At 64.4% G+C, this 24,243-nt stretch carries 21 protein-coding genes; 12 read left to right on the top strand and 9 right to left on the bottom strand.

Annotated features, from left to right (window positions below; genetic code table 11):
- The first annotated feature begins 30 nt into the window (after nucleotides 1-30).
- From QQL28_RS20155 to QQL28_RS20130, 6 genes are read left to right on the top strand one after another with little or no spacing between them, the layout of a single operon-like run.
- Nucleotides 31-1,506, top strand: a complete 1,476-nt coding sequence (locus QQL28_RS20155; RefSeq protein ID WP_284268037.1) for a type II and III secretion system protein family protein — start codon at nucleotides 31-33, stop codon at nucleotides 1,504-1,506.
- 21 nt (nucleotides 1,507-1,527) lie between these two features.
- A complete protein-coding gene (locus QQL28_RS20150; protein ID WP_284268035.1) occupies nucleotides 1,528-2,265 on the top strand; it encodes a CpaD family pilus assembly protein in 738 nt (245 codons plus the stop codon).
- On the top strand, nucleotides 2,262-3,527 hold the full coding sequence (locus QQL28_RS20145; protein ID WP_284268033.1) for a CpaE/TadZ family protein: 1,266 nt from the start codon (nucleotides 2,262-2,264) through the stop codon (nucleotides 3,525-3,527). Before QQL28_RS20150 ends, QQL28_RS20145 begins: the two co-directional genes overlap by 4 nt.
- 20 nt (nucleotides 3,528-3,547) lie before the next feature.
- Complete coding sequence (locus QQL28_RS20140) at nucleotides 3,548-5,017, top strand: TadA family conjugal transfer-associated ATPase (RefSeq protein ID WP_284268031.1); 1,470 nt, start codon at nucleotides 3,548-3,550, stop codon at nucleotides 5,015-5,017.
- 13 nt (nucleotides 5,018-5,030) lie between these two features.
- On the top strand, nucleotides 5,031-6,008 hold the full coding sequence (locus QQL28_RS20135) for a type II secretion system F family protein (RefSeq protein ID WP_284268029.1): 978 nt from the start codon (nucleotides 5,031-5,033) through the stop codon (nucleotides 6,006-6,008).
- Nucleotides 6,009-6,018: 10 nt separating this feature from the next.
- Nucleotides 6,019-6,993 carry a type II secretion system F family protein gene (locus tag QQL28_RS20130; RefSeq protein ID WP_284268027.1) on the top strand — a complete coding sequence of 325 codons (975 nt, stop codon included), beginning with the start codon at nucleotides 6,019-6,021 and terminating at the stop codon, nucleotides 6,991-6,993.
- Nucleotides 6,994-7,045: 52 nt separating this feature from the next.
- Here the strand turns inward: QQL28_RS20130 and QQL28_RS20125 are convergent, their stop codons facing one another.
- Entirely contained in the window at nucleotides 7,046-7,867 is an 822-nt protein-coding gene (locus QQL28_RS20125; RefSeq protein ID WP_284268025.1) for a tetratricopeptide repeat protein, read from the bottom strand.
- Nucleotides 7,868-7,996: 129 nt separating this feature from the next.
- Entirely contained in the window at nucleotides 7,997-8,200 is a 204-nt protein-coding gene (locus QQL28_RS20120; RefSeq protein ID WP_284268024.1) for a hypothetical protein, read from the bottom strand.
- A 211-nt stretch (nucleotides 8,201-8,411) separates the two neighbouring features.
- On the opposite strand from QQL28_RS20120, the gene QQL28_RS20115 reads away from it, so the two are divergent.
- The 3 genes from QQL28_RS20115 to QQL28_RS20105 are packed head-to-tail and all read left to right on the top strand — an operon-like array spanning nucleotide 8,412 to nucleotide 11,233.
- A complete protein-coding gene (locus QQL28_RS20115) occupies nucleotides 8,412-9,788 on the top strand; it encodes a leucyl aminopeptidase family protein (RefSeq protein ID WP_284268022.1) in 1,377 nt (458 codons plus the stop codon).
- On the top strand, nucleotides 9,781-10,623 hold the full coding sequence (locus QQL28_RS20110) for a C40 family peptidase (protein WP_284268020.1): 843 nt from the start codon (nucleotides 9,781-9,783) through the stop codon (nucleotides 10,621-10,623). The genes QQL28_RS20115 and QQL28_RS20110 overlap by 8 nt, the downstream gene beginning before the upstream one ends.
- A gap of 43 nt (nucleotides 10,624-10,666) precedes the next feature.
- Nucleotides 10,667-11,233 carry a hypothetical protein gene (locus QQL28_RS20105; protein WP_284268018.1) on the top strand — a complete coding sequence of 189 codons (567 nt, stop codon included), beginning with the start codon at nucleotides 10,667-10,669 and terminating at the stop codon, nucleotides 11,231-11,233.
- Nucleotides 11,234-11,366: 133 nt separating this feature from the next.
- Here the strand turns inward: QQL28_RS20105 and QQL28_RS20100 are convergent, their stop codons facing one another.
- The 6 genes from QQL28_RS20100 to QQL28_RS20075 form a co-directional block, all read right to left on the bottom strand.
- Complete coding sequence (locus QQL28_RS20100) at nucleotides 11,367-13,004, bottom strand: ABC transporter ATP-binding protein (protein ID WP_284268016.1); 1,638 nt, start codon at nucleotides 13,002-13,004, stop codon at nucleotides 11,367-11,369.
- Nucleotides 13,005-13,007: 3 nt separating this feature from the next.
- Nucleotides 13,008-14,186, bottom strand: coding sequence for an ABC transporter permease (locus QQL28_RS20095; RefSeq protein WP_284268013.1), 1,179 nt, complete (start codon nucleotides 14,184-14,186; stop codon nucleotides 13,008-13,010).
- On the bottom strand, nucleotides 14,186-15,295 hold the full coding sequence (locus QQL28_RS20090) for a microcin C ABC transporter permease YejB (RefSeq protein ID WP_284268011.1): 1,110 nt from the start codon (nucleotides 15,293-15,295) through the stop codon (nucleotides 14,186-14,188). Before QQL28_RS20090 ends, QQL28_RS20095 begins: the two co-directional genes overlap by 1 nt.
- Nucleotides 15,296-15,298: 3 nt before the next feature.
- On the bottom strand, nucleotides 15,299-17,197 hold the full coding sequence (locus QQL28_RS20085; RefSeq protein ID WP_284268009.1) for an extracellular solute-binding protein: 1,899 nt from the start codon (nucleotides 17,195-17,197) through the stop codon (nucleotides 15,299-15,301).
- A gap of 14 nt (nucleotides 17,198-17,211) precedes the next feature.
- Nucleotides 17,212-19,107: an extracellular solute-binding protein gene (locus QQL28_RS20080; protein ID WP_284268007.1), complete on the bottom strand. Its 1,896-nt coding sequence runs from the start codon at nucleotides 19,105-19,107 to the stop codon at nucleotides 17,212-17,214.
- 234 nt (nucleotides 19,108-19,341) lie between these two features.
- A complete protein-coding gene (locus QQL28_RS20075; protein WP_284268005.1) occupies nucleotides 19,342-19,893 on the bottom strand; it encodes a c-type cytochrome in 552 nt (183 codons plus the stop codon).
- A gap of 215 nt (nucleotides 19,894-20,108) precedes the next feature.
- Here QQL28_RS20075 and QQL28_RS20070 point away from each other — a divergent pair, with 215 nt between their 5' ends.
- Nucleotides 20,109-20,849, top strand: coding sequence for a 3-deoxy-manno-octulosonate cytidylyltransferase (locus QQL28_RS20070; RefSeq protein ID WP_284268003.1), 741 nt, complete (start codon nucleotides 20,109-20,111; stop codon nucleotides 20,847-20,849).
- Between the two features lie 21 nt (nucleotides 20,850-20,870).
- Nucleotides 20,871-21,728: a prephenate dehydratase gene (locus tag QQL28_RS20065; RefSeq protein WP_284268001.1), complete on the top strand. Its 858-nt coding sequence runs from the start codon at nucleotides 20,871-20,873 to the stop codon at nucleotides 21,726-21,728.
- Nucleotides 21,729-21,901: 173 nt separating this feature from the next.
- Here the strand turns inward: QQL28_RS20065 and QQL28_RS20060 are convergent, their stop codons facing one another.
- Nucleotides 21,902-22,918, bottom strand: coding sequence for an LLM class flavin-dependent oxidoreductase (locus tag QQL28_RS20060; RefSeq protein ID WP_284268000.1), 1,017 nt, complete (start codon nucleotides 22,916-22,918; stop codon nucleotides 21,902-21,904).
- A gap of 387 nt (nucleotides 22,919-23,305) precedes the next feature.
- On the opposite strand from QQL28_RS20060, the gene metF reads away from it, so the two are divergent.
- A complete protein-coding gene (gene metF, locus QQL28_RS20055; RefSeq protein WP_284267999.1) occupies nucleotides 23,306-24,241 on the top strand; it encodes a methylenetetrahydrofolate reductase [NAD(P)H] in 936 nt (311 codons plus the stop codon).
- Nucleotides 24,242-24,243 lie beyond the last annotated feature (2 nt).

The raw sequence follows: 24,243 nt of genomic DNA, 5'->3' as shown, positions 1-24,243 counted from the left end.
CCGAGCTAAGTGACGATGGGGACTTTCGATATGAAATGCAGGGGCAATCGGGCGGCGTTGCGGACCAGCATGGTCCGCGCCCTGTCGTTTTCAGCCGCGCTCGCACTGACGCTCAATCCGGCGCTCACCCCGGTCATCGCCGCCGACTCTCGCAACGCGGCGCCGATCGCGGCCGACGGCCAGATGAACGCGCGCTTCCTGTCGCTCGGCGTCGGCAAGTCGATCGTGATCGACCTGCCGCGCGAGATCAAGGACGTGCTGGTGGCCGATCCCAAGATCGCCAACGCGGTGGTCCGCTCGGCGCAGCGCGCCTATATCATCGGCGCCGCCGTCGGCCAGACCAACATCGTGTTCTTCGATGCCGCCGGCCAGCAGATCGCGGCCTATGACATCGCGGTCAAGCGCGACCTCAACGGCATCCGCGCCGCGCTGAAGCAGGTCTCGCCCAATTCCGACCTCCAGATCGACGGCCTCGGCGAGGGTGTCATCCTGACCGGCACCGCGGCCAATCCGATCGAGGCCCAGCAGGCCAACGACCTCGCCGCGCGTCTTGCCGGCGGCGCCGACAAGGTTGTGAACTCCATCGTGGTCCGCGGCCGCGACCAGGTCATGCTGAAGGTGACGGTCGCCGAAGTCGCGCGCAACATCATCAAGCAGCTTGGCATCGACCTCTCCGCCAATCTCGCTTACGGCACCGCGGTGGTGAACTTCACCAACTCCAACCCGTTCACGGCCCTGGGCCGCAACCTGGTGTCCGGCAACAACCTGACCTCGACGTTCGGCTCGACCCCCTCCGTGCAGGCGACGCTGCGCGCGATGGAAACCGCGGGCGTGATCCGCACGCTCGCCGAGCCGAACCTGACCGCGATCTCGGGCGAGTCGGCGACCTTCATCGCCGGTGGCGAATTCCCGGTGCCGGCGGGCTATGCCTGCGATCCGACCACGCATGTCTGTACCACCCAGATCAGCTTCAAGAAGTTCGGCATCTCGCTCAACTTCACGCCGGTCGTTCTGACCGAAGGCAAGATCAGCCTGCGCGTCATGACCGAAGTCTCGGAGCTGTCCAACGACAATTCGATCACGCTGTCGCAGGCCGTCACCTCGACCTCGGTGAACTCGCTGACGGTCCCCTCGATCAAGACCCGGCGCGCGGAAACCACGCTGGAAATTCCCTCCGGCGGCGCGATGGCAATGGCGGGGCTGATCCAGGAGCAGACCAAGCAGGCGGTCAGCGGCTTGCCCGGGCTGATGCAGCTTCCGGTGCTCGGCACGCTGTTCCGCAGCCGCGACTACGTCAATAACCAGACCGAGCTGATGGTTCTGGTGACGCCCTATATCGTGCGCGCCGTCGCGCAGAAGGACCTGTCGCGTCCGGATGACGGCTTTGCCGCGCCTGCCGATCCGCAGGCCGAGCTGCTCGGTAACATCAACCGCATCTATGGCGTGCCGGGCCGGGTCGATCCCGCGCGGAATTACCGCGGCACCTACGGCTTCATCACGGACTGAAGCGAAACGGGGACTTTAGGAATGACCACCAGATCACCCCAGAATCGCAACAGCGCCCTTCGCGTCGGCGGCGTGCTCATCGGCATTGCGATCGCGCTCGGCGCCTGCACTCACACCGATGAGGCCGTCACCGCCTCCATTCCCGAGGATTACAAGCAGCGCCACCCGATCGCGATCGAGGAGCAGAACCGCTCCATCGTCGTCTTCGTCGGTCATGCGCGCGGTGGCCTGACCGCAGCCCAGCGCGCCGACGTCGCGGGTCTGGCGTCGACCTGGATGCACGAGGGCACCGGCGCGATCCATATCGACGTACCGACCGACACGCCCAATGCACGCGCGGCTGCAGAATCGCTGCGCGAAATCCAGGCGCTGCTGGCTGCGGCCGGCCTGCCGCCGCGCGGCGTCATCGTGCGCCGCTACCGCCCCGAGGACCAGCGCTTCCTGCCGCCGATCCGCCTGACCTATTCCAGGATCGCCGCCGTCGCGGGGCCCTGCGGGCTCTGGCCGGAAGATCTCGGTCCCTCGATGAAGAACCCGCGATGGTTCGAGAACAAGTCCTATTACAATTTCGGCTGCAGCTATCAGCGCAATATGGCTGCAATGATCGACAATCCGTCGGACCTCGAGCAGCCGCGGCCCGAAACGCCGGCCTACACGATGCGCCGCAATGTCGCCTTCGAGAAATACCGCAAGGGTCAGCCGACTTCGACCATCTATCCCGAGGCCGACAAGGCCAAACTCAGCGACACCGGCAAATGATCAGCTACGCTCGCCAGACTCAAGAAGAGCAGCCGCAGGGCGCGCCGCCGGCAGAGGAGCATATTGCACCTGCCCCGCGCGTCTCGGTCCAGGCGTTCTGCGAGACCGTGGAGACTGCCGCCGCCGTGCAGTCGGCCGGCGAGGACCGCCGCCTCGGCAAGGCTCATCTGAAGATCCAGATGGGCGGCATCGCGGCTGCGGCCGAAGCCTATCGCTCCGCACCCACACCGAACGTGATCGTCCTGGAGAGCGACGGGCGGGCTGACCTGCTCGGCGGGCTCGACCAGCTCGCGACCGTCTGCGATGCCGGCACCCGCGTCGTCGTGATCGGCCGCATCAACGACGTCATGCTCTATCGCGAACTCGTGCGCCGCGGCGTCAGCGACTACGTGCTGGCACCGGTTGGCCCGATCGACGTGGTGCGATCGATCTGCAATCTGTTCTCTGCGCCGGAAGCCAAGGCGGTCGGCCGCATCATTGCAGTCGTCGGCGCCAAGGGCGGCGTCGGCGCCTCCACCATCAGCCACAACGTCGCCTGGGCGATCGCGCGCGACCTGGCCATGGACGCGGTGGTCGCCGATCTCGACCTCGCCTTCGGCACCGCCGGGCTCGACTACAACCAGGATCCGCCGCAAGGCATCGCCGACGCCGTGTTCTCGCCGGATCGCGTCGATACGGCCTTCGTCGACCGTCTTCTATCCAAATGCACCGACCATCTGAGCCTGTTGGCCGCGCCGGCCACGCTCGACCGGGTCTATGATTTCGGCACCGACGCCTTTGACGCCGTGTTCGACACGCTGCGCTCGACCATGCCCTGCATCGTGCTCGACATCCCGCACCAATGGACGGGCTGGACCAAGCGCGCCCTGATCGGGGCGGATGACATCCTGATCGTGGCCGCGCCCGACCTTGCCAACCTGCGCAACACCAAGAACCTGTTCGACCTCTTGAAAGCGGCCCGGCCGAACGACCGGCCGCCGCTGTACTGCCTGAACCAGGTCGGCGTCCCCAAACGGCCCGAAATCGCCGCCACCGAGTTCGCCAAGGCGATCGAGAGTCAGCCGATCGCCTCGATCCCGTTCGAGCCCCAGACTTTCGGCTCCGCCGCCAATAATGGCCAGATGATCGCGGAAATCTCGGCCAACCATAAGTCGATCGACATGTTCCTCCAGATCGCCCAGCGCCTGACCGGCCGCAGCGAGACAAAGAAGCAAAAGTCGTCGTTCCTTTCACCCCTGATTGAGAAGTTGCGCGGAAAATAGCCGCCGCATGGAGTTGTTAAGTGTTCGGTAAGCGTAGCGGAACAGACACCGACCTTCGGGCCCCCAAGCCCGGCGCCGTGTCGCCAGAGCCTGCCCAGGCTCCGGCGCCGAGTGTCTCGCGCGCGCCGGCGCCCCCGGCCGTCGTCTCGCCCCCGCTGGCACCGATCAAGGCCCCACCGCCTCCGCCGATGGAGAGCCGCCGCTCGGACAATTACTACGAGGTCAAGGCGACGATCTTCGGCGCCCTGATCGAGGCAATCGACCTCGCCCAGCTCGCCAAGCTCGACTCGGAGTCCGCGCGCGAGGAAATCCGCGACATCGTCAACGAGATCATCGCGATCAAGAACATCGTGATGTCGATCGCCGAGCAGGAAGAGCTGCTCGACGACATCTGCAATGACGTGCTCGGCTATGGCCCGCTCGAGCCGTTGCTGTCGCGCGATGACATCGCCGACATCATGGTCAACGGCGCCAACACGGTGTTCATCGAAGTGGGCGGCAAGATCCAGCGCACCGGCATCCGCTTCCGCGACAACCAGCAGCTCCTCAATATCTGCCAGCGCATCGTCAGCCAGGTCGGCCGGCGCGTCGACGAATCCTCGCCGATCTGCGACGCCCGTCTCGCCGACGGCTCCCGCGTCAACGCCATCGTGCCGCCGCTGTCGATCGACGGCCCCGCGCTCACCATCCGAAAGTTCAGGAAGGACAAGCTGACGCTGGATCAGCTCGTCAAGTTCGGCGCGATCACCCCTGAAGGCGCCGAGATCCTCCAGATCATCGGCCGCTGCCGCTGCAACGTGCTGATCTCTGGCGGTACCGGTTCGGGCAAGACCACGCTGCTCAACTGCATGACCAACTACATCGAGCACGACGAGCGCGTCATCACCTGCGAGGACGCGGCCGAATTGCAGCTCCAGCAGCCTCACGTGGTGCGGCTGGAAACCCGCCCGCCCAACATCGAGGGTGAAGGCCAGGTCACGATGCGCGAATTGGTGCGCAACTGCCTGCGTATGCGCCCCGAACGCATCATCGTCGGCGAGGTCCGCGGACCCGAAGCCTTCGACCTGTTGCAGGCCATGAACACCGGCCATGACGGCTCGATGGGCACGCTGCACGCTAACAATCCGCGCGAGGCGCTGTCGCGCTGCGAATCCATGATTACGATGGGCGGCTTCTCCCTGCCCTCGCGGACGATCCGCGAAATGATCTGCGCCTCCATCGACGTCATCATCCAGGCCGCCCGCCTGCGCGACGGTTCGCGCCGCATCACCCACATCACCGAGGTGATGGGCATGGAAGGCGACACCATCATCACCCAGGACATCTTCCTCTATGACCTCGTGGGCGAAGACGCCAACGGCAAGATCATCGGACGGCATCGCTCGACCGGCATCGGCCGCCCCCGCTTCTGGGAGCGCGCCCGCTATTACGGCGAGGAGAAGCGCCTTGCCGCCGCGCTCGATGCGGCGGAAGTGGCGGCGACGACGTGAGCGGTAACGCACCATGAAGATACAGGTTCTCGCCCTCGCCTTTCTCGCCACCGCTGCCGTCGGCGGCGTCGCCTGGGTTTTCCTCTATCCGCTGTTGTCCGGCGAGCGAAAGGCGGAGAACCGCCGTGCCTCCGTCGCGCGCACCGAGCCGGTCGCGGCACGGCAGGCCGAGAAAAGCCAGCGCTCGCGCCGCGAGCAGGTCGAAAGCACGCTCAAGGATCTCGAGCAGCGTCGCCTCAAGGAAAAGAGCGTTCCGCTCCACGTGCGGCTGTCGCAGGCCGGGCTCGACTGGACGCCGCAGAAATTCTGGATCGTCTCCGCCGCGCTCGGAGGCGCGTTCTTCTTCCTCGCGATGTTCGTCGGCGGCGGACTGGTGGGGGCCGCGGGCCTTGCCTTCGCCGGCGGCTTCGGCCTGCCGCGCTGGATGCTGAGCTTCCTGAAGAAGCGCCGCGAGAACAAGTTCCTGGCAGCGCTCCCGGACGCCGTCGACGTCATCGTCCGCGGCATCAAGGCCGGCCTGCCGCTGTTCGAATCGATCAAGGTCGTCGCCGCCGATTCGCCGGAGCCGCTGCGCAGCGAATTTCTGGCGATTATCGAGACCCAGGCGATCGGCATGCCGCTGGGTGAGGCCTGCTCGCGGCTCTATGAGCGCATGCCGCTGCCGGAAGCGAACTTCTTCGGCATCGTGGTCTCGATCCAGCAGAAGTCCGGCGGCAACCTCTCCGAAGCACTCGGCAACCTCTCAAAGGTGCTGCGCGATCGCAAGAAGATGAAGGAAAAGATCCAGGCGATGTCGATGGAGGCCAAGGCCTCCGCCGGCATCATCGGCTCGCTACCGCCGATCGTGATGTTCCTGGTCTATCTCACGACCCCGCAATACATCTCGCTGTTGTGGACCCACCCCACCGGCCAGCTCATGCTGGTCGGCTGCGTCGTCTGGATGTCGATGGGCATCCTGGTGATGAAGAAAATGATCAACTTCGACTTCTGACGGTGCGCGTATGGTCGATCTCCTCGTCACGAAACTGCACGACGTTCATTTCATGACGATGCTGCTGGCGGCAATTGCCGCCAGCGCGACCGTCTACACGCTGGTGATGCCGCTGTTCGCCGGCGAGGGCCTTGCCAAGCGCATGAAGGCGGTGGCAAGCGAGCGCGAGCGGATCCGGCAGCGCGAGCGCGACCGGCTCGCCAAGACCGAGAAGGTTTCGCTGCGACAGACGCCGAAGCAGCTCGTCTCCAAGGTGGTCGAGGACTTCAACCTCACCAAATGGCTGGCGCAGGAGGCCGCGCGCGAGAAGCTCGTGATGGCTGGCTATCGCGGCCAGGCGCCCTACATCACCTTCCTGTTCGCCCGCATGGTGACGCCGCTCGTGCTGTTCGTCGGCGCCGCGCTCTACGTCTTCCTGATCGCGCGTATGCAGCAGTCGCTGCCGATCAAGATCGGCATTTGCGTCGGCGCCGCCTATCTCGGCCTCCAGGCGCCGATGCTGTTCCTGAAGAACGCGATCTCCAAGCGCCAGCTCTCGATCAAGCGCGCTTTCCCCGACGCGCTCGACCTGCTGCTGATCTGCATCGAATCCGGCATGTCGGTCGAGATGGCGTTCCGGAAAGTCGCGACCGAGATCGTCGGCCAGTCGATTGCGTTGTCGGAGGAATTCACGCTGACCACGGCCGAGCTGTCCTATTTGCAGGACCGCAAGGTGGCCTACGAGAACCTTGCGCGCCGCACCGGTCTCGAAGGCGTCAAATCGGTCTGTCTCGCGCTCCAGCAGGCGGAGCGCTACGGCACCCCGCTCGGCCACTCCTTGCGCGTGATGGCGCAGGAAAACCGCGACATGCGCATGAACGAGGCCGAGAAGAAGGCCGCCGCGCTGCCGCCGAAGCTGACCGTGCCGATGATCCTGTTCTTCCTGCCGGTGCTGTTCGTCGTCATTCTCGGACCGACGGGCATCAAGGTCTCGGAGCTGCATTGACGGCTCGCGCGGGCCGCGCGGCGGCCCGCGACCGTCGAACAGGGCCAGCTGATTACTCGGATTGACTGAGGGAAGCGACCGGCACCGACATGCGCTTGGCCGGGCTGCGCGGCGCATCGTTGCGGTTCAGCATTTCCTTGAGGTAGGCGACGTTGGCCGCGGCTTCGTCCGGCGGCAGGTCCGCCTTGACGATGGTCTCGGCCTCCGTGAAGCGTCCCTGCAAGCCGACCACTAGCGCGAGATTCTGCCGCACCCGCGCGCCGGCGCGCGGCGAGGCATAGGCCTGCCGGAGCGTCTCTTCCGCCCGCGGCAGCTCCTTGGTGAGCATGTAGGAAAGGCCGAGATTGGACAGGACGCCGGGATCGCCAGGCGCGATCTTCAGCGCGCTGACATAGTAGCGGCGCGCCTCCTCGTGCTTGCCCATCTGATCGAGGCAGGTGCCCTGCACGGAGAGCAGGCGCCAGTCCGGATTGTCGGGCGAGTGCGCCTTCGACAGCACGTCGAAGGCCTGCTGGAAATTACCGTTGTCGGCGAGCGCGCGGCCATAGAGCGCCAGGAGCGGCTTGTTGCCGGGATGGGCGATGGTTGCCTGCTCCAGCACGGCGGCGGCCTGCGCTCGCTGGCCGTTGGCGCGCAGCGCCTGGCCATAGGCGAGCGCGGCGTCGGGATCCTTGGGATTGGCGCGGTAGCGCTCGCCATAGACGTCGGCGGCGCGGGCAGGATCTGCGGGCGCTGCGGCTTCCGCCCGGGGGCCGATCGAGCCGGTGACATCGGAGAGCTTCGACATGGCCGTGCAACCGCCAAGGCCGGCCGCCAGTACCGCGAGCAGCGAGCTGGACGCAAGAAGCCGGGCAACACAGGACCGCTGACGCATGACGCTTTGACTCTCGAGCCGATTGATCGAGCTGAACGGGCCAGCAATAGACTGTTAACCCTAACGGCCGGTTAACGCGCCTAACGCGGGCCACGCGATCAGATCGCCGAGGGCGTCACGAGGCGCGGCTCAATATTCCATGGCCAGCCGCTTCCGGACCTCGTCGATGCGTTTGTCGAGCGCGTCGAAGCGTGCATGGACCGCGCGATCGTGGAGATAGAAAACGTAGCCGCCGGCGAGGAACGCGAAGATCCAGTGATGATGCTCGACATAGGCGAAGACCGCCTCGATGGCATGGCCGAGAAACGCGACCACGCTCCACAGAAATTCCATTGCATTCCCTCCCGGCACGGCTTGTCTTGGATCCGCCCTTGGACCCGCGGCACTGACGCCGCGGACGCGTTTTGGCGGAACCTAGCATGGTGAGGCCAAGGCGAGTAGCGGCTCGCGGGCGCGCCGGGTGGCGGCGAAGCCGATTGCAGGTGCCGCGAAACTCTGCGAAGTCTCATGTCATCATGTGAACCAGCCTGGGCCGGCCCCGCCAATGCCTTCCGTATTCGAGACGTCGTCTGCCGCCATCCCCATCACCTTCGTGACCAAATCGAGCTGGGACCAGATCGCCGAGACGCTGGCGCCTCCGCAACGACAGTTCGCAAAGGCCAACGGCTTTGCGGGAAAGCCGGGCGCATATCTCGCACTGCCGGCGCCGGACGGAGCGGTCGCGGGGGTGCTGTTCGGCCTCGAGGACGAGGCCGCAAGATCACGCGACCTGTTCCGGGCGGGCAGCCTGCCCGGGCTGCTGCCGCCGGGCACCTATCGCTTCGCCAATGCACCGCACGATGCGCGCCTCGCCGCCCTCGCCTTCGCGCTCGGCAGCTATCGCTTTGCCCGCTACCGCAAGGCGGACGCGCCCGAGGTCAGGCTGGTGCCACCCGAAGGGGTCGACGCCGCTGAAGTTGCGCGGATCGCGGATGCCGCGTGTCTGGCGCGTGATCTCGTCAACACGCCCGCCAACGACATGGGGCCGGAGGAACTCGCCGCGGCCGCGCAGGCGCTCGCCACCGAATTCGGCGCGACCTTCGGCTGCATCGTCGGCGACGACTTGAAGGCGCAGAACTTTCCGCTGATCCACGCCGTCGGCATGGCCTCGACCCGCGTGCCGCGCCTGATCGACATCACCTGGGGCAACCCTGCGCATCCCAAGGTCACGCTGGTCGGCAAGGGCGTCTGCTTCGACACCGGCGGGCTCGACCTGAAGCCGTCGAGCGGCATGCTGATCATGAAGAAGGACATGGGCGGTGCAGCCAACGTGCTGGCGCTCGCGCGCATGGTGATGGGCGCCAGGCTCAAGGTGCGGCTGCGCGTGCTGATCCCCGCCGTCGAGAACGCGGTCGCCGGTAACGCCTTCCGGCCGCTCGACATCTTCCCCTCGCGCAAGGGGATCACGGTCGAGATCGGCAACACCGACGCCGAAGGCCGGCTGGTGCTGGCCGATGCGCTGGCGCTGGCGGACGAGGAAAAGCCCGATCTGCTGATCGATCTGGGCACGCTGACGGGTGCCGCGCGCGTCGCGCTGGGCCCGGATTTACCGCCCTTTTACACCAATGATGAGACGCTGGCCGCCGACGTCGCGCGCTGCGCCGTCAGGGAGAACGATCCGTTGTGGCGCATGCCGCTATGGCCGGCTTACGATTCCTGGCTGGACTCCAAGACGGCCAATATCACCAACGCGCCATCAGGCACCTTTGCCGGATCGATCACCTGCGCGCTGTTTTTGCAGCGTTTCGTCGAGCATGCCAAGAGCTGGCTGCATGTCGACATCTACGCCTGGACGCCATCGGCGAAACCGGCCCGACCCGAGGGCGGCGAATGCCAGGCCGCACGCGCACTCTACCTACTGCTGAGCGAACGCTATGCATGACAAGCGGCTGACGCCGTCGCGCGGCGACATCGCCGCGAAATATCTCGAAGGCAAGGTGCAGGCCGACCGCTTCGTCACCGGCGAAGAGTTCGAGGTGATCGAGGCGATCGCGCCGCTGCGTGAACAGCCGTCGTCGAACGCAATGCTGATGACCGAAGCGATGCGCGGCGAACGCGTCACGATCTACGATCGCAACGGCGAAGGCTGGGCCTGGGGCCAGCTCGTGAGCGACGGCTATGTCGGCTGGCTGCCTGATGCAGCGCTAGCAAAGTCCTCTGCCGCACCGACGCACAAGGTCAGCGCGCTCCGGACCCTTGCCTTTCCGGGCCCGTCGATCAAGCTGCCGCCATCCGACGCGCTCGTGATGGGATCGAAGGTTGCCGTGACGCGCGACGATGGCCCCTTCGCGGTCACCCGCGAGGGACAATATCTGCCGAAGACGCACCTCGTCGCCCTCGATCATCGCGAGCCGGACTTCGTGGGGGTCGCCGAGCGCTTCGTCGGCACGCCCTATCTCTGGGGCGGCAAGAGCTCACTCGGCATCGATTGCTCCGGGCTGGTCCAGGTTTCACTGACTGCCGCCGGCATCGGCTGCCCGCGCGACAGCGACATGCAACTGGCGGGTCTCGGGCGAACCTTGGAGCCGCATGAGAGGACCGAGCTGCAACGCGGCGATCTGATCTTCTGGAAGGGCCATGTCGCGATCGTGCGCGACGGTGGCACCATGGTCCACGCCAATGCGCATCACATGGCGACGGTGATCGAGCCGATCGCGCCGGCGATTGCGCGGATCAAGACGGCTGGCAGCGGCGTCGTCGCGATCAAGCGGCTGTAGAACGCGTCGTCTCAAAGATGAACGCGCCGGTAGAGATGGTCAGATGATTGCCACACCGAGTACTGCTCATAAACTCATTGCGAGTTTTGTTACAGCGCTCATGCTTCTCGCGCGGCCGTGTCTTGGGAACGAACCTACTACCATAGATACGAGAGGGTTTTCCGTCACGTTTGGTGAGATGTGGCACGTATCAACGGACCACATCGGCACCATATTAGGAAGCATCAGGGCTGAAGAACCGCCATTCATTATAATGTATTACGCCGACCAATTCGTCGATACGGATCGCGCAAAGGGAAATGCGCTTGAACGCATGAAGCAGAGTTCGATTGCGGACATCATTGGGGATGGCGGACGCAGGATGGTCGATGAAGGCAAGTGGCACCGCCATGATACCGTTCACAGGCCGGATGGAATTACTGAGGAGCAACTGGATTCCGATGCCTTCAACCGGGACAATGACGGTAAGGCCGTCGAAGTATGTTCATTCATAAGGTTTTACCATGGTGCCCCACACGCGGAACTTTATCTCGCATTCATTGTGAACAAGCCGTGCGATGAAGCTCGTGCGGAATTTGACAGCTTTGAGAGATCTATAATCTGGAAATGAATGGCTTGCGGACGGCCGGAGGTCCGCTTCGGATCAAAAATCCCGTTCATCTGCGAAAAGCGACCTTTCAGGATTCCGGGTGCGCTACCGCCTACGCTCTTCGGCGGACAAGTCGCACGCATAACCGGCAAAGCTACGTCGCCACCGCCCCGTTCCCCGCCGTCTCCAGCCGGAACGCCGCCGCGAACAGCGCGCGCGTGTAGTCGGTCTTCGGGTTCTTGAAGAGCTCCGCCGCCTGCCCTTCCTCGACCACCTTGCCGCCGCGCATCACGATCAGATGGCTGGCGAGCGAGGCCACGACACGCAGATCGTGCGAGATGAACACGTAGGTCAGGTCGCGCTTGCGCTGCAATTCGCGCAGGAGGTCGACCATCTGCGCCTGGAACAGCATGTCGAGCGCGCTGGTCGGCTCGTCCAGCACGACGAAATCGGGCTCGAGCACGATCGCGCGCGCAATGCTGATGCGCTGGCGCTGGCCGCCGGAAAACTCATGCGGATAGCGGAAGCGCGTCTCCGGATTGAGACCGACATCCTCCAGCGCCTTGATGACGCGCGCCTCGCGGTCCTCGCGCGACAGGTTTGGCTGATGCACCGAGAGGCCCTCGCCGACGATGTCGGCGACCGACATGCGCGGGCTGAGCGAGCCGAACGGATCCTGGAACACGATCTGCATGTCGCGGCGGAACGGGCGCATCTCCTTGAAGCGCAGGCCCTGGATGTCCTTCCCCAGGAAGACGATGCGGCCGTTCGACGAGATCAGCCGCAACAGCGCGAGCCCGAGCGTGGTCTTGCCGGACCCGGACTCGCCGACGACACCGAGCGTCTCGCCCTTGCGCACGGCGACGCTGACGCCGTCGACCGCCTTGATGTGGCCGACGGTCTTGCGCAGGAAACCACGCTTGATCGGAAACCAGACTTTTAGCGCGTCCGCCGACATCACGACCGGCGCATTCGGCTGCGGCGGCGCGGGATCCGGCTTCGGCTCGGCCGCGAGCAGGTCGCGGGTATAGGGATGCTTGGGACTGTTGAAGACCTGCTCGACCGGCCCCTGCTCGACGATCTTGCCGCCGTTCATCACGCAGACGGTGTCGGCGATGCGGCGCACGATGCCGAGGTCATGGGTGATGAACAAGAGGCTCATGCCGAGGCGCGAGCGGATCTCGGCGAGCAGCGCCAGGATCTGCGCCTGCACGGTGACGTCGAGCGCCGTGGTCGGCTCGTCCGCAATCAACAGGTCGGGCTCGTTGGCGAGCGCCATCGCGATCATCACGCGCTGGCGCTGGCCGCCCGAGAGCTGATGCGGATAGCTCGCGAGCCGCGTCTCGGGATCGGGGATGCCGACCTGGGCGAGCAGCTCCAGCGTCCGCTTGCGCGCCAGCGCATTGCTGGTCGGATTGTGAAGCTGGATGATCTCGCCGATCTGCGCCTCGATCGTGTGCAGCGGATTCAGCGAGGTCATCGGCTCCTGGAAGATGATGGAGATGTCGCTGCCGCGGATCCCGCGCATCTCCTGTTCCGAGAGGTTCAGGATCTCGCGCCCCTTGAAGCGGATGCTTCCCGAGGGATGCGAGGCGTTCGGATAAGGCAGCAGCTTCATGACCGAAAGCGCGCTGACCGACTTGCCGGAGCCGGACTCGCCGACCAGCGCCACGCATTCGCCGCGCTTGATCTGGAACGATACCTTGTCGACGGCGAGCGTCGTGCCCGCGCCCTGGTGGAAGGCCACCGAGAGGTCGCGCACGCTGAGCAGGGGCTGGTTGATCGCGTCCATCGCCTACCTGAACGTCTTGCGCGGATCGAAGGCGTCGCGCACCGCTTCGCCGGTGAAGATCAAGAGCGACAGCATGATCGCAACGGCGAAGAAGCCGGAGAAACCAAGCCACGGCGCCTGCACGTTGGCCTTGGCCTGCGCCAACATTTCGCCGAGCGACGGCGAGCCGGGCGGCAGGCCGAAGCCCAGGAAGTCGAGGGCCGTCAGCGTCATCACCGACGAGGAGACGATGAACGGCAGGAACGTCATCGTCGCGACCATGGCATTCGGCAGCAGGTGGCGGAACATGATCACGGCATTGGAGACTCCGAGCGCCCGCGCAGCCTGGATGTATTCGAAATTACGCCCGCGCAAAAATTCCGCGCGCACGAGGCCGACCAGCGCCACCCAGTGGAACAGCACCATGATGCCAAGCAGGATGAAGAAGCCCGGAGGGAGCACCGCCGATATGATGAGCAGCAGATAGAGATAGGGAATCGCATTCCAGATCTCGATGAAGCGCTGGAACGACAGATCGATCCAGCCGCCGAAATAGCCCTGCACGCCGCCGGCGATGATGCCGATGACGGACGACACGATGGTCAGGATCAGGCCGAACAGCACCGAGATGCGGAAGCCGTAGATCAGCCGCGCGACCACGTCGCGGCCCTGGTCGTCGGTGCCGAGCCAGTTGTATTCGAGATCGCGGCAGCTCTTCAGGCCCTTCTTCTCCACCACCGGCTTGCATTGCGCCTCCGTCAGCATCCAGGTCGGCGGCGACGGCGCGGGCGTCGGCAGGTCGAGATTGTGAGTGTCGTAGGAATAGCGGATCAGCGGCCAGACGATCAGGCCGCCCTTGTCCTTGATCAGCTTCTGCAAGTAGGGATCGCGATAGTCGGCCGCGGTTTCGAAATCGCCGCCGAAGGTGGTCTCCGAATAGGTGACGAAGGCGGGCCAGTAGAGACGGCCGTCGAACTTGATCATGAACGGCCGGTCGTTGGCGATCAGTTCCGCGAACAGCGAGACCACGAACAGGACCATGAAGATCCAGAACGACCAGTAGCCGCGTCTGTTGGCCTTGAAGTTCTGCCAGCGCCGGCGATTGAGCGGCGAAGGTTCGAAGGCCTTGCGTGTGATCGGCACGGCCTCGCCGAGCGGCGATCTGGTCGTGGTCTCGATCGGGGTGGGTGCGGTGACCGTCATCAGACCTCCCGCGCCTCGAAATCGATCCGGGGATCGATCCACATATAGGTCAGATCGGAGATCAGATTGACCACGAGACCCATCAGCGAAAAGATGTACAGCGTGCCGAACACGACGGGATAATCACGGTTGAGAACGCTCTCGAAACCGAGCAGCCCAAGCCCGTCCAGCGAGAAGATGGTCTCGATCAGGAGCGAGCCGGAGAAGAAGGCGCTGATGAAGGCGCCGGGGAAACCCGCGATCACGATCAGCATGGCGTTGCGGAAGATGTGGCCGTAGAGCACCTGGCGCTCGGTACAGCCCTTGGCCCGGGCGGTCATGACGTATTGCTTGCGGATCTCGTCCAGGAACGAGTTCTTGGTGAGAAACGTCATGGTCGCGAACGCACCGAGCGCCATCGAGATCAGCGGCAAGGTCAGGTGCCAGAAATAGTCGAGGATCTTCCAGTACCAGGGGAATTGCGACCAGCCGTCCGACGTCAGCCCGCGCAGCGGGAACCAGTTGAAGAACGAGCCGCCGGCGAACAGGATGATCAGGAGGATCGCGAACAGGAAGCCCGGGATCGCGTAGCCGAGCACGATCACCGCCGACGTCCAGGTGTCGAACCGCGCGCCGTCCTTGACCGCCTTGCGAATGCCCAGCGGTATCGAGATCAGATACGTCATCAGCGTCAGCCAGATGCCGAGCGAGATCGAGACCGGCAGCTTCTCCTTGATGAGCTGAATGACGCTGACGGTGCGGAAGTAGCTGGTGCCGAAATCGAACCGCGCGAAATTCCAGACCATCAGCGCGAACCGCTCGGGCGCCGGCTTGTCGAAGCCGAACTGCTTTTCCAGCTTCTTGATGAATTCTGGATCGAGCCCCTGCGCGCCGCGGTATTTCGAGTTGACGGCGTCGCCGCCGGCGCCGACCTGTCCCGGCGCACGCTGCGCGAAGTCGCCGCCGCCCGAGATGCGCGAGGTGCCGCCGGTGTCGGCGCCGGAGAGCTGCGCGATCACGCGCTCCACAGGGCCGCCCGGCGCGAATTGCACCACCACGAAGGAAATGAAGAGGATCCCGAGCAGCGTCGGGATCATCAGGAGAATGCGGCGGGCGATATAGGCGCTCATGAGCTACTTCGCCTGATCGAGCTTAGCGGCCTTGGCAGCGTCGAACCACCAGAGGGTCCGCTCGCCGACGTCGCTGGAATAGTCGCTGAGCTGGTAGCGCGGCAACTCCTTCGGATGGCCGAATATGTCCCAATAGGCCAGCCGATGGCTGGTATTGTTCCATTGCGGCACCCAATAGCGCCCGGCGCGAAACACGCGATCGATCGCGCGGCAGGCGACGGTCAACTCCTCGCGCGTATTGGCCGCCATCGCCTTCTCGACCAGCGCATCGATCGCGGGGCTGGCGACGCCGGCGAGATTATAGGATCCCTTCGTCGCCGCGGCCTGTGCGGTGAAATAGGTGCGCAGGCTGTCACCGGGCGTCGGCGTCATGCTGATGCGCTCAATCGCGACGTCGAAGTCGAACGCTTCGACCCGCGCGCGATGCTGGACGGCGTCGACCACGCGCAGACTGGCCTCGATCCCCAGCGTGTTCAGGTTCTTGATGAAGGACGCGTGATGCGGCTGGAACGACGGCTCGTCGATCAGGAACTCGACGGTAAAGACATCGCCGTTCGGCAGCAGCCGCTTGCCGTCCTTGACCGGAAGCTTTGCCTCCTGGAGCAACTGCTGCGCCTTGCGCAGCAGCGTGCGGTCCTGGCCTGAGCCGTCCGTCACCGGCGGCAGATAGGGCTCGCCAAAGACTTCGTCGGGGACCTGGCCACGATAGGGCTCGAGCAGTTTTAGCTCCTCCGCCGAGGGCATGCCCTGGGCGACGAGGTCCGAGTTCTGAAACGGCGAGATTGTGCGCGCATAGGCGCCGTACATGATGGTCTTGTTGGTCCACTCGAAGTCAAACGCGCAATTGATGGCGTCGCGGACTTTCACATCCTTGAATTTGTCGCGGCGGGTGTTCATGAACCAGCCCTGACCGCCCGATGGCGTTCGGTCCGGCACCTGTTCGCGCTTGACGCGACCGTCCTTGACGGCCGGAAAATCGTATCGCGTCGCCCAGATGCGCGAGGTGAATTCCTCACGGTAGAGATAGTTCTTGCCGGTAAAGCCCTCGAAGGCGACGTCGCGATCGCGGTAGAACTCGTAGCGCACGATGTCGAAATTATTCATGCCGCGGCAGACGGGAAGATCGGCCGCCCACCAATCCTTCACCCGCTCGAACTCGATGTAGCGGTTGATCTCGAATTTCGCGACCTTGTACGGACCTGACCCCAGCGGAATATCGGTCGACGATTCCTCGAACGGCCGTGTCGCGTAATAGGCCTTTGAGAAGATCGGCAGGCCCGCCGCGTAAAGCGGCACGTCGCGCGCGCGCCTCTCGGCAAAATTGACCACGACGGTCGCATCATCGAGCGCTGCGGCGCCTTTGACGTCGCGCATCTGCAACTGGATCAGCGGATGGCCTTTCTCCTTCAGCGTGTTGATGGAGAAAGCGACGTCATGCGCGGTCAGCTTCGTGCCGTCGTGAAACCGCGCCTCGGGCCGGATCGTGTAGCGGTAGGCGAGCTTGTCGGGGGAGATCTGCACCGATTTGGCGGCATAGCCGTACATTGCATCGGGCTCGTCGCCGGCGTGCGCCATCAGCGAGACGAAAGTCAGGTCCATGCCCTGCGCGCCCTCGCCTTTGAGGATGAAGGCGTTGAGCGAGCTGAAGGTGAAGTAGGACTGGTTGTAGGCGCGGATAGCCGGGATCAGCGAGAACGTACCGCCCTTAGGCGCATCGACATTGACGTAGTCGAAATGGTGAAAGTCGGCAGCGTATTTGAGATCGCCGAACGCCGAGATGCCGTGCATCTCGGCCGGCATCTCCGATGCGGCCGCAGCGTCACGTGCGAAGCGGCCGAGAGATGCACTCACGGCGCCGCCGACACCGAGGCCAAGCACGTGCCGGCGTGAAAGCTGCGCCATGCGCGAAAGCTTCCTCAAGAGCGTTTTCCGATTCGGGCAGCCTTTTCCGCGTCATACCACCACAACGTCGGCAAGCCGGACCGTCCATACTTCGGCAGCGGCTCGGCGTGACTAAAGCGATCCCACCTTGCGTAGCGCGAAAAGCCGTAGGTGAACTGCGGCACGACGTAGAAATTCCACAGCAGCACGCGATCGAGCGCGTGCGTGGCAGCGACGAGACCGGCGCGATCCTTGGCGAAGATCACCTTCTCGATCAAGGCATCCACGGCCGGATTCCTGATACCGATGGTGTTGCGCGCACCCGGCACGTCGGCCGTCTGCGATCCCCAGAATTCGCGCTGCTCGTTGCCCGGAGAGAGCGACTCGCCCCACTGGTCGATGATCATATCGAAATCGAAGCTGCGCAGCCGATTCTGGTACTGCGCGTCGTCGACGGTGCGGACGGATGCATTGACGCCGATCCTCTCCAGCGAGGGCTTGTAGAACAGCGCGATGCGTTCCGACGAGGGATCCTGCACCAGGATTTCAACCGTTAGAGCCTTGCCCGACGCGTCGACCAGCTTGTGGTCGCGGACCTCGAAGCCCGCCTCTTTCAGAAGCTTTGCCGCTTCGCGCAAGTTGGCGCGCACCGCTTCCGGATTGCCGCCGACGGGATTCTGGTACGGCGTGGTGAAGACTTCCGGGGGCACCTTGTCCTTCAGTGCCTCGAGGAGTTGTAACTCCTCGCCCTGCGGCAATCCGGAACAGGCGAGTTCCGTGCCCTCGAAGTAGCTGTTGATCCGCTTGTACTGGCCGAAGAACAGCTGCTTGTTCATCTCCTCGAAGTCGAAAGCGTAGTTGAAGGCGCGCCGCACGCGCGGGTCCTTGAACTGGTCGCGCCGGGTGTTGACCACGAAGGCCTGCATGCGACCGGAGTCGTTGACCGGAAATTCTTCCTTGACCACCCGCTTGTCCGCAACGGCCGGAAAATCGTAGGCGGTCGCCCATTGCTTGGCGGAGTTCTCCGCGATCCAGTCGGCCTGGTCGGCCTTGAAGGCTTCAAGGGCCACGATGTTGTCGCGGAAGAATTCGAAGCGCAGCTCGTCGAAATTGTTCTGCCCGATCTGGCTCGGCAGGTTCGCGCCCCAATGGTCCTTGACCCGCTCGAGCTTGATCGAGCGTCCCGCCACGAATTCCTTGATCCGGTATGGGCCTGAGCCAAGCGGAATCTCGAGTGTCGTGGCGCCGACGTCGCGCTTGCGCCCCTGGGCGTCAGTGCCTTCCCACCAGTGCTTTGGCAGCACCGTGAGCTCGCCGACGATGGTCGGCAGTTCGCGGTTACCGGGACCATCGAAGGTGAACTTCACGTCGTGCTCGCCGGCCTTCTCGGCTTTCACCACGTGCCGGTAGTAAGACCCGTACATCGGACTATGCTTCTTCAGCGTCTCCAGCGAGAAGATCACGTCCTCGGGCGTCACCGGCTTGCCGTCGTGCCAGCGCGCGTCCTTGCGCAGGCGATAGATCACCCAGGAGAAATCGTCCGGATGCTGGGCGGCTTCGGCCAGCTCGCCATACTGGGTCGCTACCTCGTCCTGCGCGCGCGTCATCAGCGTTTCGTGGATCAGGCCGGCAGCCGGCGCGATCACGCCTTTGATGCCGGCGACCGCAATGTTGAAATTGTCGAAGGTGCCGATCGAGATCATGCGCGCGACGCCGCCCTTGGGCGCGTCCGGATTGACATAATCGAAGCGCTTGAAATCGGCGGGATATTTGATGTCGCCAAACAGGGAGAGACCGTGGCGCCAGGGGAGCTCGCCGGCCGATTGCGCCTCAGCAGCACTGACAATCGGAACACCTGCGGCGGAACCGAGGGCGGGGAGCGCAGCAGTCGCAGCGCCGGCTAGCAGAAGATCGCGTCGGGTAATGGCCAAATGAACGTCCCTGTCTCGAAGGAGGTTACCCCTTTAAGGCCCCAATATACGGCAAGGTTTCGACCGATTATGTTGCTTTTTCCTCATCTTGGAAGCCCAAGGGGGCGGTTCGCTGCGGCGAAACGCCCCGATAACAACGCTGCGAGGCGGCCAAGGGGTAGACAAGCGGTAGATAAGGAAACGGCCAGGCTTTTCGAGCCTGGCCGCCGTGTCAGCGCGATCTATTTGACGATCTTACTTCGCCGCGGTCGGCAGCGGCTTCGGGCTGTCGGCCAGGCTGTTCAGATAGGCGATGACGTCGGCGCGCTCGCTATCCTTCGGGATGCCGGCAAAACCCATCGCGGTGCCCGAGACGAAGCCCTTCGGGTTGGTGATGAACTTGTTGAGATCGTCGATGCTCCACTCGCCGCCCTTGGCCTTCATGGCGGCGGAATAGTTGAAGCCGGCCTCGGACGCACGGGCGCGGCCGACGACGCCGTAGAGGTTCGGACCGACGCGATTCGGGCCGCCCTTCTCGAAGGTGTGGCAGGCGCCGCACTTCTTGGCGGCGGAGGCGCCCTTCTCGACGGAGGCGGTCTGGAGCAGCTTCTCGATCGGCTCGGATGGCGCCGCGGCAGCGCCACCTTCGGCGCCATGGCCGGCAGCTTCCTTCACGGCGATCTCGAAACCGGGCTTCTCCGGCGGTTTCGCAGCAAACAGCGCCTGGGCAGTGAAGCTCGTCACCAGGACGACGAGGCAGGTACCGAGGATGGCACCGAGGATTTTATTGAGTTCGAAGGAGTCCATGTCGGATCAGGCCCCACGCCGCATGAAGGAAAGCGACCCGAGCGGCCGCCAGGACGAGCCTCGGGAGAATCGAACGTTCCTATCATCCCCCCGAGTTTTGACATTGAGATATCGGTTTGCCCGGGGTCTGGCAACCCGTATAAACGGCCCGGCTTTCACCCCGTCCCCACCCATTTCTTGGCGCGGAATCCGCGCCGTCCAGGCCTTCGAACAGGATGACCGATCCCCGTATTTTAGTGCTGATCCCGGCCCGCATGGCGGCCACCCGCCTACCCGGCAAGCCGCTGAAGGACATCGCCGGGCTGCCGATGATCGTGCACGTGTTGCGGCGGGCCGAAGAGGCGGCCATCGGGCGGGTTGCGGTCGCGACCGACACGCCGGAGATCGCAGACGTCGTCACCGCGCATGGCGGCGTCGCCGTGATGACCCGCCCCGAGCATCCGTCGGGCTCCGACCGCATCCATGAGGCCATGCAGAAGCTCGATCCCGAGGGCAAGGCGGAGATCGTGGTCAATCTCCAGGGCGATTTCCCGACGATCTCGATCAAGAACATCCGCGACGTGCTGCCTCCGCTGGCCGACCCCGCCGTCGACATCGCCACGCTGGCCTCGCAAATCCATACCGAGGAGGAGAACCTCGCCCCCAGCGTGGTGAAGGCGGTGGGAACCTCGCTCGGCGGCCGGCGCATGCGCGCGCTGTATTTTACCCGCGCGACCGCCCCTACCGGGGACGGACCGCGTTACCACCATATCGGCCTCTACGCCTACCGCCGCGCGGCGCTGGAGCGGTTCGTGTCGCTGCCGCCCTCGCCGCTGGAATTGCAGGAGAAGCTGGAGCAGCTCCGGGCGCTGGAGGCCGGCATGCGCATCGACTTTACCATTGTCGATACCGTGCCCCGCGGCGTCGACACCGCGGCGGACCTAGAGACCGCGCGCAGCATCCTTTCCAAATCCTGAGCCGCTGTTACAAGGCCCGACATGAGCAAGATGAAAATCGCATTCCAGGGCGAGCCTGGCGCCAATTCCCACATCGCCATCGACGAGGCCTATCCCGACGCCGAGCCCATGCCGTGCGCGACCTTCGAGGACGCGCTGTCGGTGATCTCCTCGGGCGAGGCCGATCTCGGCATGATCCCGATCGAGAATTCGGTCGCGGGACGCGTCGCCGACATCCATCATTTGCTGCCGGCCTCCGGCCTCTTCATCATCGGCGAGTGGTTTCTGCCGGTCCGCCATCAATTGATGGCGGTGAAGGGCACCAAGCTCGAAGACATCAAGAGTGTCGAGAGCCACGTGCATGCGCTCGGCCAGTGCCGGCGCGTGATCCGCAAGCTCGGCGTCAAGCCGATCGTGGCGGCCGACACCGCCGGCAGCGCGCGCGACATTTCCGAGCGCAAGGACAAGAGCGTTGCCGCGATCGCCTCGCGGCTGGCCGCAAAGATCTACGGCCTCGACATTCTCGCCGAGGACATCGAGGACGAGGCCCACAACACCACGCGTTTCGTGGTGCTGGCCCGCGAGGCGAAGTGGGCCGCGCAGGGCTCGGGCCCGCTGGTCACCTCTTTTGTATTCCGGGTGCGCAACCTACCCGCCGCGCTCTACAAGGCCCTGGGCGGCTTTGCCACCAACGGCGTCAACATGACCAAGCTCGAAAGCTACATGGTCGACGGCAATTTCTTCGCGACGCAGTTTTACGCCGATGTCGACGGCCATCCCGACGACAAGGGGCTCGCCTTCGCGCTCGAGGAGCTGAAATTCTTCTCGCGGGAATTCCGCATCGTCGGCGTCTATCCCGGCCATCCCTTCCGCGCGACGTTCAGCGAGAAACTGGACTAGCCGTCGCCCCGGCGAAGGCCGGGGCCCATAAGCCCACGGAGAGGTTGTGACGCGAGATGATGGTTATCAGTCTTCGCCAAACAGCTTCCTGTGGCTATCGCGACGAGCGCAAGCGCTCGCGCGTGGGTCCCGGATCTGCGCTCCGCTTCGCTGCGCTTGTCCGGGACGACGATCTAAGCGGCCTGCTTCACCAGCCCGAACGCATCCGCCAGCAGTGAATACGACTTCTTCCGCGCCTCGTGGTCGTAGACCGCGGTGATCACCATCAGCTCGTCCGGCTTGCTCGCGTCCATCAGCGGCTTGAGCTTTTGCTGCACGGTCGCTGGGCTACCGACGAACAGGCGCGAACGGTTGCGGGCGATCGAGGCGCGCTCGGCGTCCGTGTAGGGATAGGCGAGCGCCTCTTCCGCGCTCGGCAGCGGCAGATATTGGCCACGGTCGCGGCGCAGGCGATTGAGGTCGAAGGACGAGGCGAGCTTTTCCGCCTCCTCGTCGGTATCCGCGGTGACAACGGCCACCGCGAGAATTGCGTGCGGCGTCGCGCGCCAGGCGGACGGCTGGAAACGGTTGCGGTAATGCACCATCGCGTCGATCGCATCATGGCTCGCAAAATGATGCGCGAACGCGAAGCCCATGCCGACCTGGGCTGCCAATTCCGACGAATAGTCGCTGGAGCCAAGCAGCCAGATCGGCGGCAGCGGCGTGTCGTCGGGCATCGCCACGACGTTGTTATAGGGGTGGCCTGAGGGGAATTCGCGCGTCTCCCACAGGATCAGTTCGTGCAGCCGCTCCAGGAAATCGTCGCCCTCGCGGCGGTCGAGCCGGCTCCTGAGCGCGTACGCTGTGGCACCGTCGGTGCCGGGCGCGCGGCCGAGGCCGAGATCGATGCGGCCGGGAAACAGCGCCTCCAGCATCTTGAAGCGCTCGGCGACCACCAGAGGTGCGTGGTTGGGCAGCATCACGCCGCCGGAGCCGACGCGGATGTGCTTCGTCACCGCCGCGATCTGCCCGATCATGACATCGGGCGCCGGGCTCGCGACGGAAGCGAGGTTGTGGTGCTCGGCAAGCCAGTAACGGACATAGCCGAGTTGATCGACATGGCGCGCAAGGTCGATGCTGTTGCGCAGCGCCGCCGCGGGCTTTGTGCCTGACGTGACGACGGAGAGATCGAGGACGGAGAGCGGGATCATGGCCGGTTCAAGGTAGTGCGCCGCGTCGAGGCGGCAATGGCCCGATGGAGCAGAGCTGACGTGTGCTGGGGGCGAGACGGCCCCGGAGTTGATTGGATAGTGGTGGGATTCTGCGAACGCCAATCACTCGGTCTTCATACTGCCCACCCGATATGCTCAAGACGATCGGAACCCAAAGATCACATAATTAATTGATAATACGTATATTTTATCGTTTTACCTACTTCCCACCAAAATCACAGATATCGAAAAATGGCCAATATTGTCGACGATAGTGGGCCATTTCCCATCGGCAATGGGCTGTCGAGAACGCCGCGTTTGGCCTATCTTAGCGCTTCCCAAGCTAAACCTGCCGCAGTTGCGAAGAGACCTGGAGTGAGTGGCGCCATGACCGAGCCGACGATGCCTGCCCCATATCACGGGCAAGACAATGGGCAAGACGGGCACCTCGCCAAGCGTCCGGCGATCTCCTTCGAGTTCTTTCCGCCCAAGACCGAGGAGATGGAGAAGAACCTGTGGGAGACCATCAATCGCCTCGCCCCGCTGGAGCCGAAATTCGTCTCGGTAACCTATGGCGCGGGCGGCTCGACCCGTGAGCGCACCCACGCCACCATCGCGCGCATCCTGAAGGAGACCTCGCTGCTGCCGGCCGCGCATCTCACCTGCGTCGGCGCATCGCGCGGCGAGATCGACGAGATCGTCGACCGCTACCACGAGGTCGGCGTCCGCCACATCGTCGGCCTGCGCGGCGACCCGCCCGGCGGCATCGGCACGCCCTACGCCACCCATCCCGACGGCTACCAGACGTCCGCCGAGCTCGTCGCCGGCATCAAGAAGCGGCACGCCGATATCGAAGTGTCGGTATCCGCCTATCCGGAGAAGCACCCCGAAGCCCGCGACTTCGACGCCGACATCGACACGCTGAAGGCCAAGGTCGATGCAGGCGCGACGCGCGCGATCACCCAGGTCTTCTTCGACAACGACCTCTACTTCCGCTACCTCGATCGCGTCCGCGCCCGCGGCATCGAGATTCCGGTCGTGCCGGGCATCATGCCCATGCACAATTTCAAGCAGGCCCGCAATTTCGTCACCCGCGCCGGCACGAGCGTGCCGAACTGGCTCGCGGAGAAGTTCGATGGGCTCGACGACGATCCGGAGACGCGCAAGCTCGTCGCGGCGACCGTTGCCGCCGGTCAGGTGCACAAGCTCGCCAAGCACGGCGTCGACACCTTCCATTTCTACACCATGAACCGCGCCGATCTCGTGTTCGCGATCAGCCATCTGCTCGGCATTCGCGCCAAGAGCGCGCAGAAGGCGGCGTAAGC

Origin of the sequence: Bradyrhizobium iriomotense (assembly GCF_030160715.1) — a bacterium.
GTDB lineage: Bacteria > Pseudomonadota > Alphaproteobacteria > Rhizobiales > Xanthobacteraceae > Bradyrhizobium > Bradyrhizobium iriomotense.
The sequence above is the reverse complement of the archived record's forward strand: the minus strand, read 5'-3'. Positions and strand labels throughout refer to the sequence as shown.

Excerpts from the sequence above, each read along its gene's own strand:
- QQL28_RS20145 (WP_284268033.1), top strand. The coding sequence starts at position 2,262 with ATGATCAGCTACGCTCGCCAGACTCAAGAAGAGCAGCCGCAGGGCGCG.
- QQL28_RS20150 (WP_284268035.1), top strand. The coding sequence starts at position 1,528 with ATGACCACCAGATCACCCCAGAATCGCAACAGCGCCCTTCGCGTCGGC.
- QQL28_RS20115 (WP_284268022.1), top strand. The coding sequence starts at position 8,412 with ATGCCTTCCGTATTCGAGACGTCGTCTGCCGCCATCCCCATCACCTTC.
- metF (WP_284267999.1), top strand. The coding sequence starts at position 23,306 with ATGACCGAGCCGACGATGCCTGCCCCATATCACGGGCAAGACAATGGG.
- QQL28_RS20070 (WP_284268003.1), top strand. The coding sequence starts at position 20,109 with ATGACCGATCCCCGTATTTTAGTGCTGATCCCGGCCCGCATGGCGGCC.
- QQL28_RS20155 (WP_284268037.1), top strand. The coding sequence starts at position 31 with ATGAAATGCAGGGGCAATCGGGCGGCGTTGCGGACCAGCATGGTCCGC.
- QQL28_RS20095 (WP_284268013.1), bottom strand. The coding sequence starts at position 14,186 with ATGACGGTCACCGCACCCACCCCGATCGAGACCACGACCAGATCGCCG.
- QQL28_RS20125 (WP_284268025.1), bottom strand. The coding sequence starts at position 7,867 with ATGCGTCAGCGGTCCTGTGTTGCCCGGCTTCTTGCGTCCAGCTCGCTG.
- QQL28_RS20075 (WP_284268005.1), bottom strand. The coding sequence starts at position 19,893 with ATGGACTCCTTCGAACTCAATAAAATCCTCGGTGCCATCCTCGGTACC.
- QQL28_RS20090 (WP_284268011.1), bottom strand. The coding sequence starts at position 15,295 with ATGAGCGCCTATATCGCCCGCCGCATTCTCCTGATGATCCCGACGCTG.
- QQL28_RS20110 (WP_284268020.1), top strand. The coding sequence starts at position 9,781 with ATGCATGACAAGCGGCTGACGCCGTCGCGCGGCGACATCGCCGCGAAA.
- QQL28_RS20085 (WP_284268009.1), bottom strand. The coding sequence starts at position 17,197 with ATGGCGCAGCTTTCACGCCGGCACGTGCTTGGCCTCGGTGTCGGCGGC.
- QQL28_RS20120 (WP_284268024.1), bottom strand. The coding sequence starts at position 8,200 with ATGGAATTTCTGTGGAGCGTGGTCGCGTTTCTCGGCCATGCCATCGAG.
- QQL28_RS20065 (WP_284268001.1), top strand. The coding sequence starts at position 20,871 with ATGAGCAAGATGAAAATCGCATTCCAGGGCGAGCCTGGCGCCAATTCC.
- QQL28_RS20060 (WP_284268000.1), bottom strand. The coding sequence starts at position 22,918 with ATGATCCCGCTCTCCGTCCTCGATCTCTCCGTCGTCACGTCAGGCACA.
- QQL28_RS20100 (WP_284268016.1), bottom strand. The coding sequence starts at position 13,004 with ATGGACGCGATCAACCAGCCCCTGCTCAGCGTGCGCGACCTCTCGGTG.
- QQL28_RS20130 (WP_284268027.1), top strand. The coding sequence starts at position 6,019 with ATGGTCGATCTCCTCGTCACGAAACTGCACGACGTTCATTTCATGACG.
- QQL28_RS20105 (WP_284268018.1), top strand. The coding sequence starts at position 10,667 with ATGATTGCCACACCGAGTACTGCTCATAAACTCATTGCGAGTTTTGTT.
- QQL28_RS20135 (WP_284268029.1), top strand. The coding sequence starts at position 5,031 with ATGAAGATACAGGTTCTCGCCCTCGCCTTTCTCGCCACCGCTGCCGTC.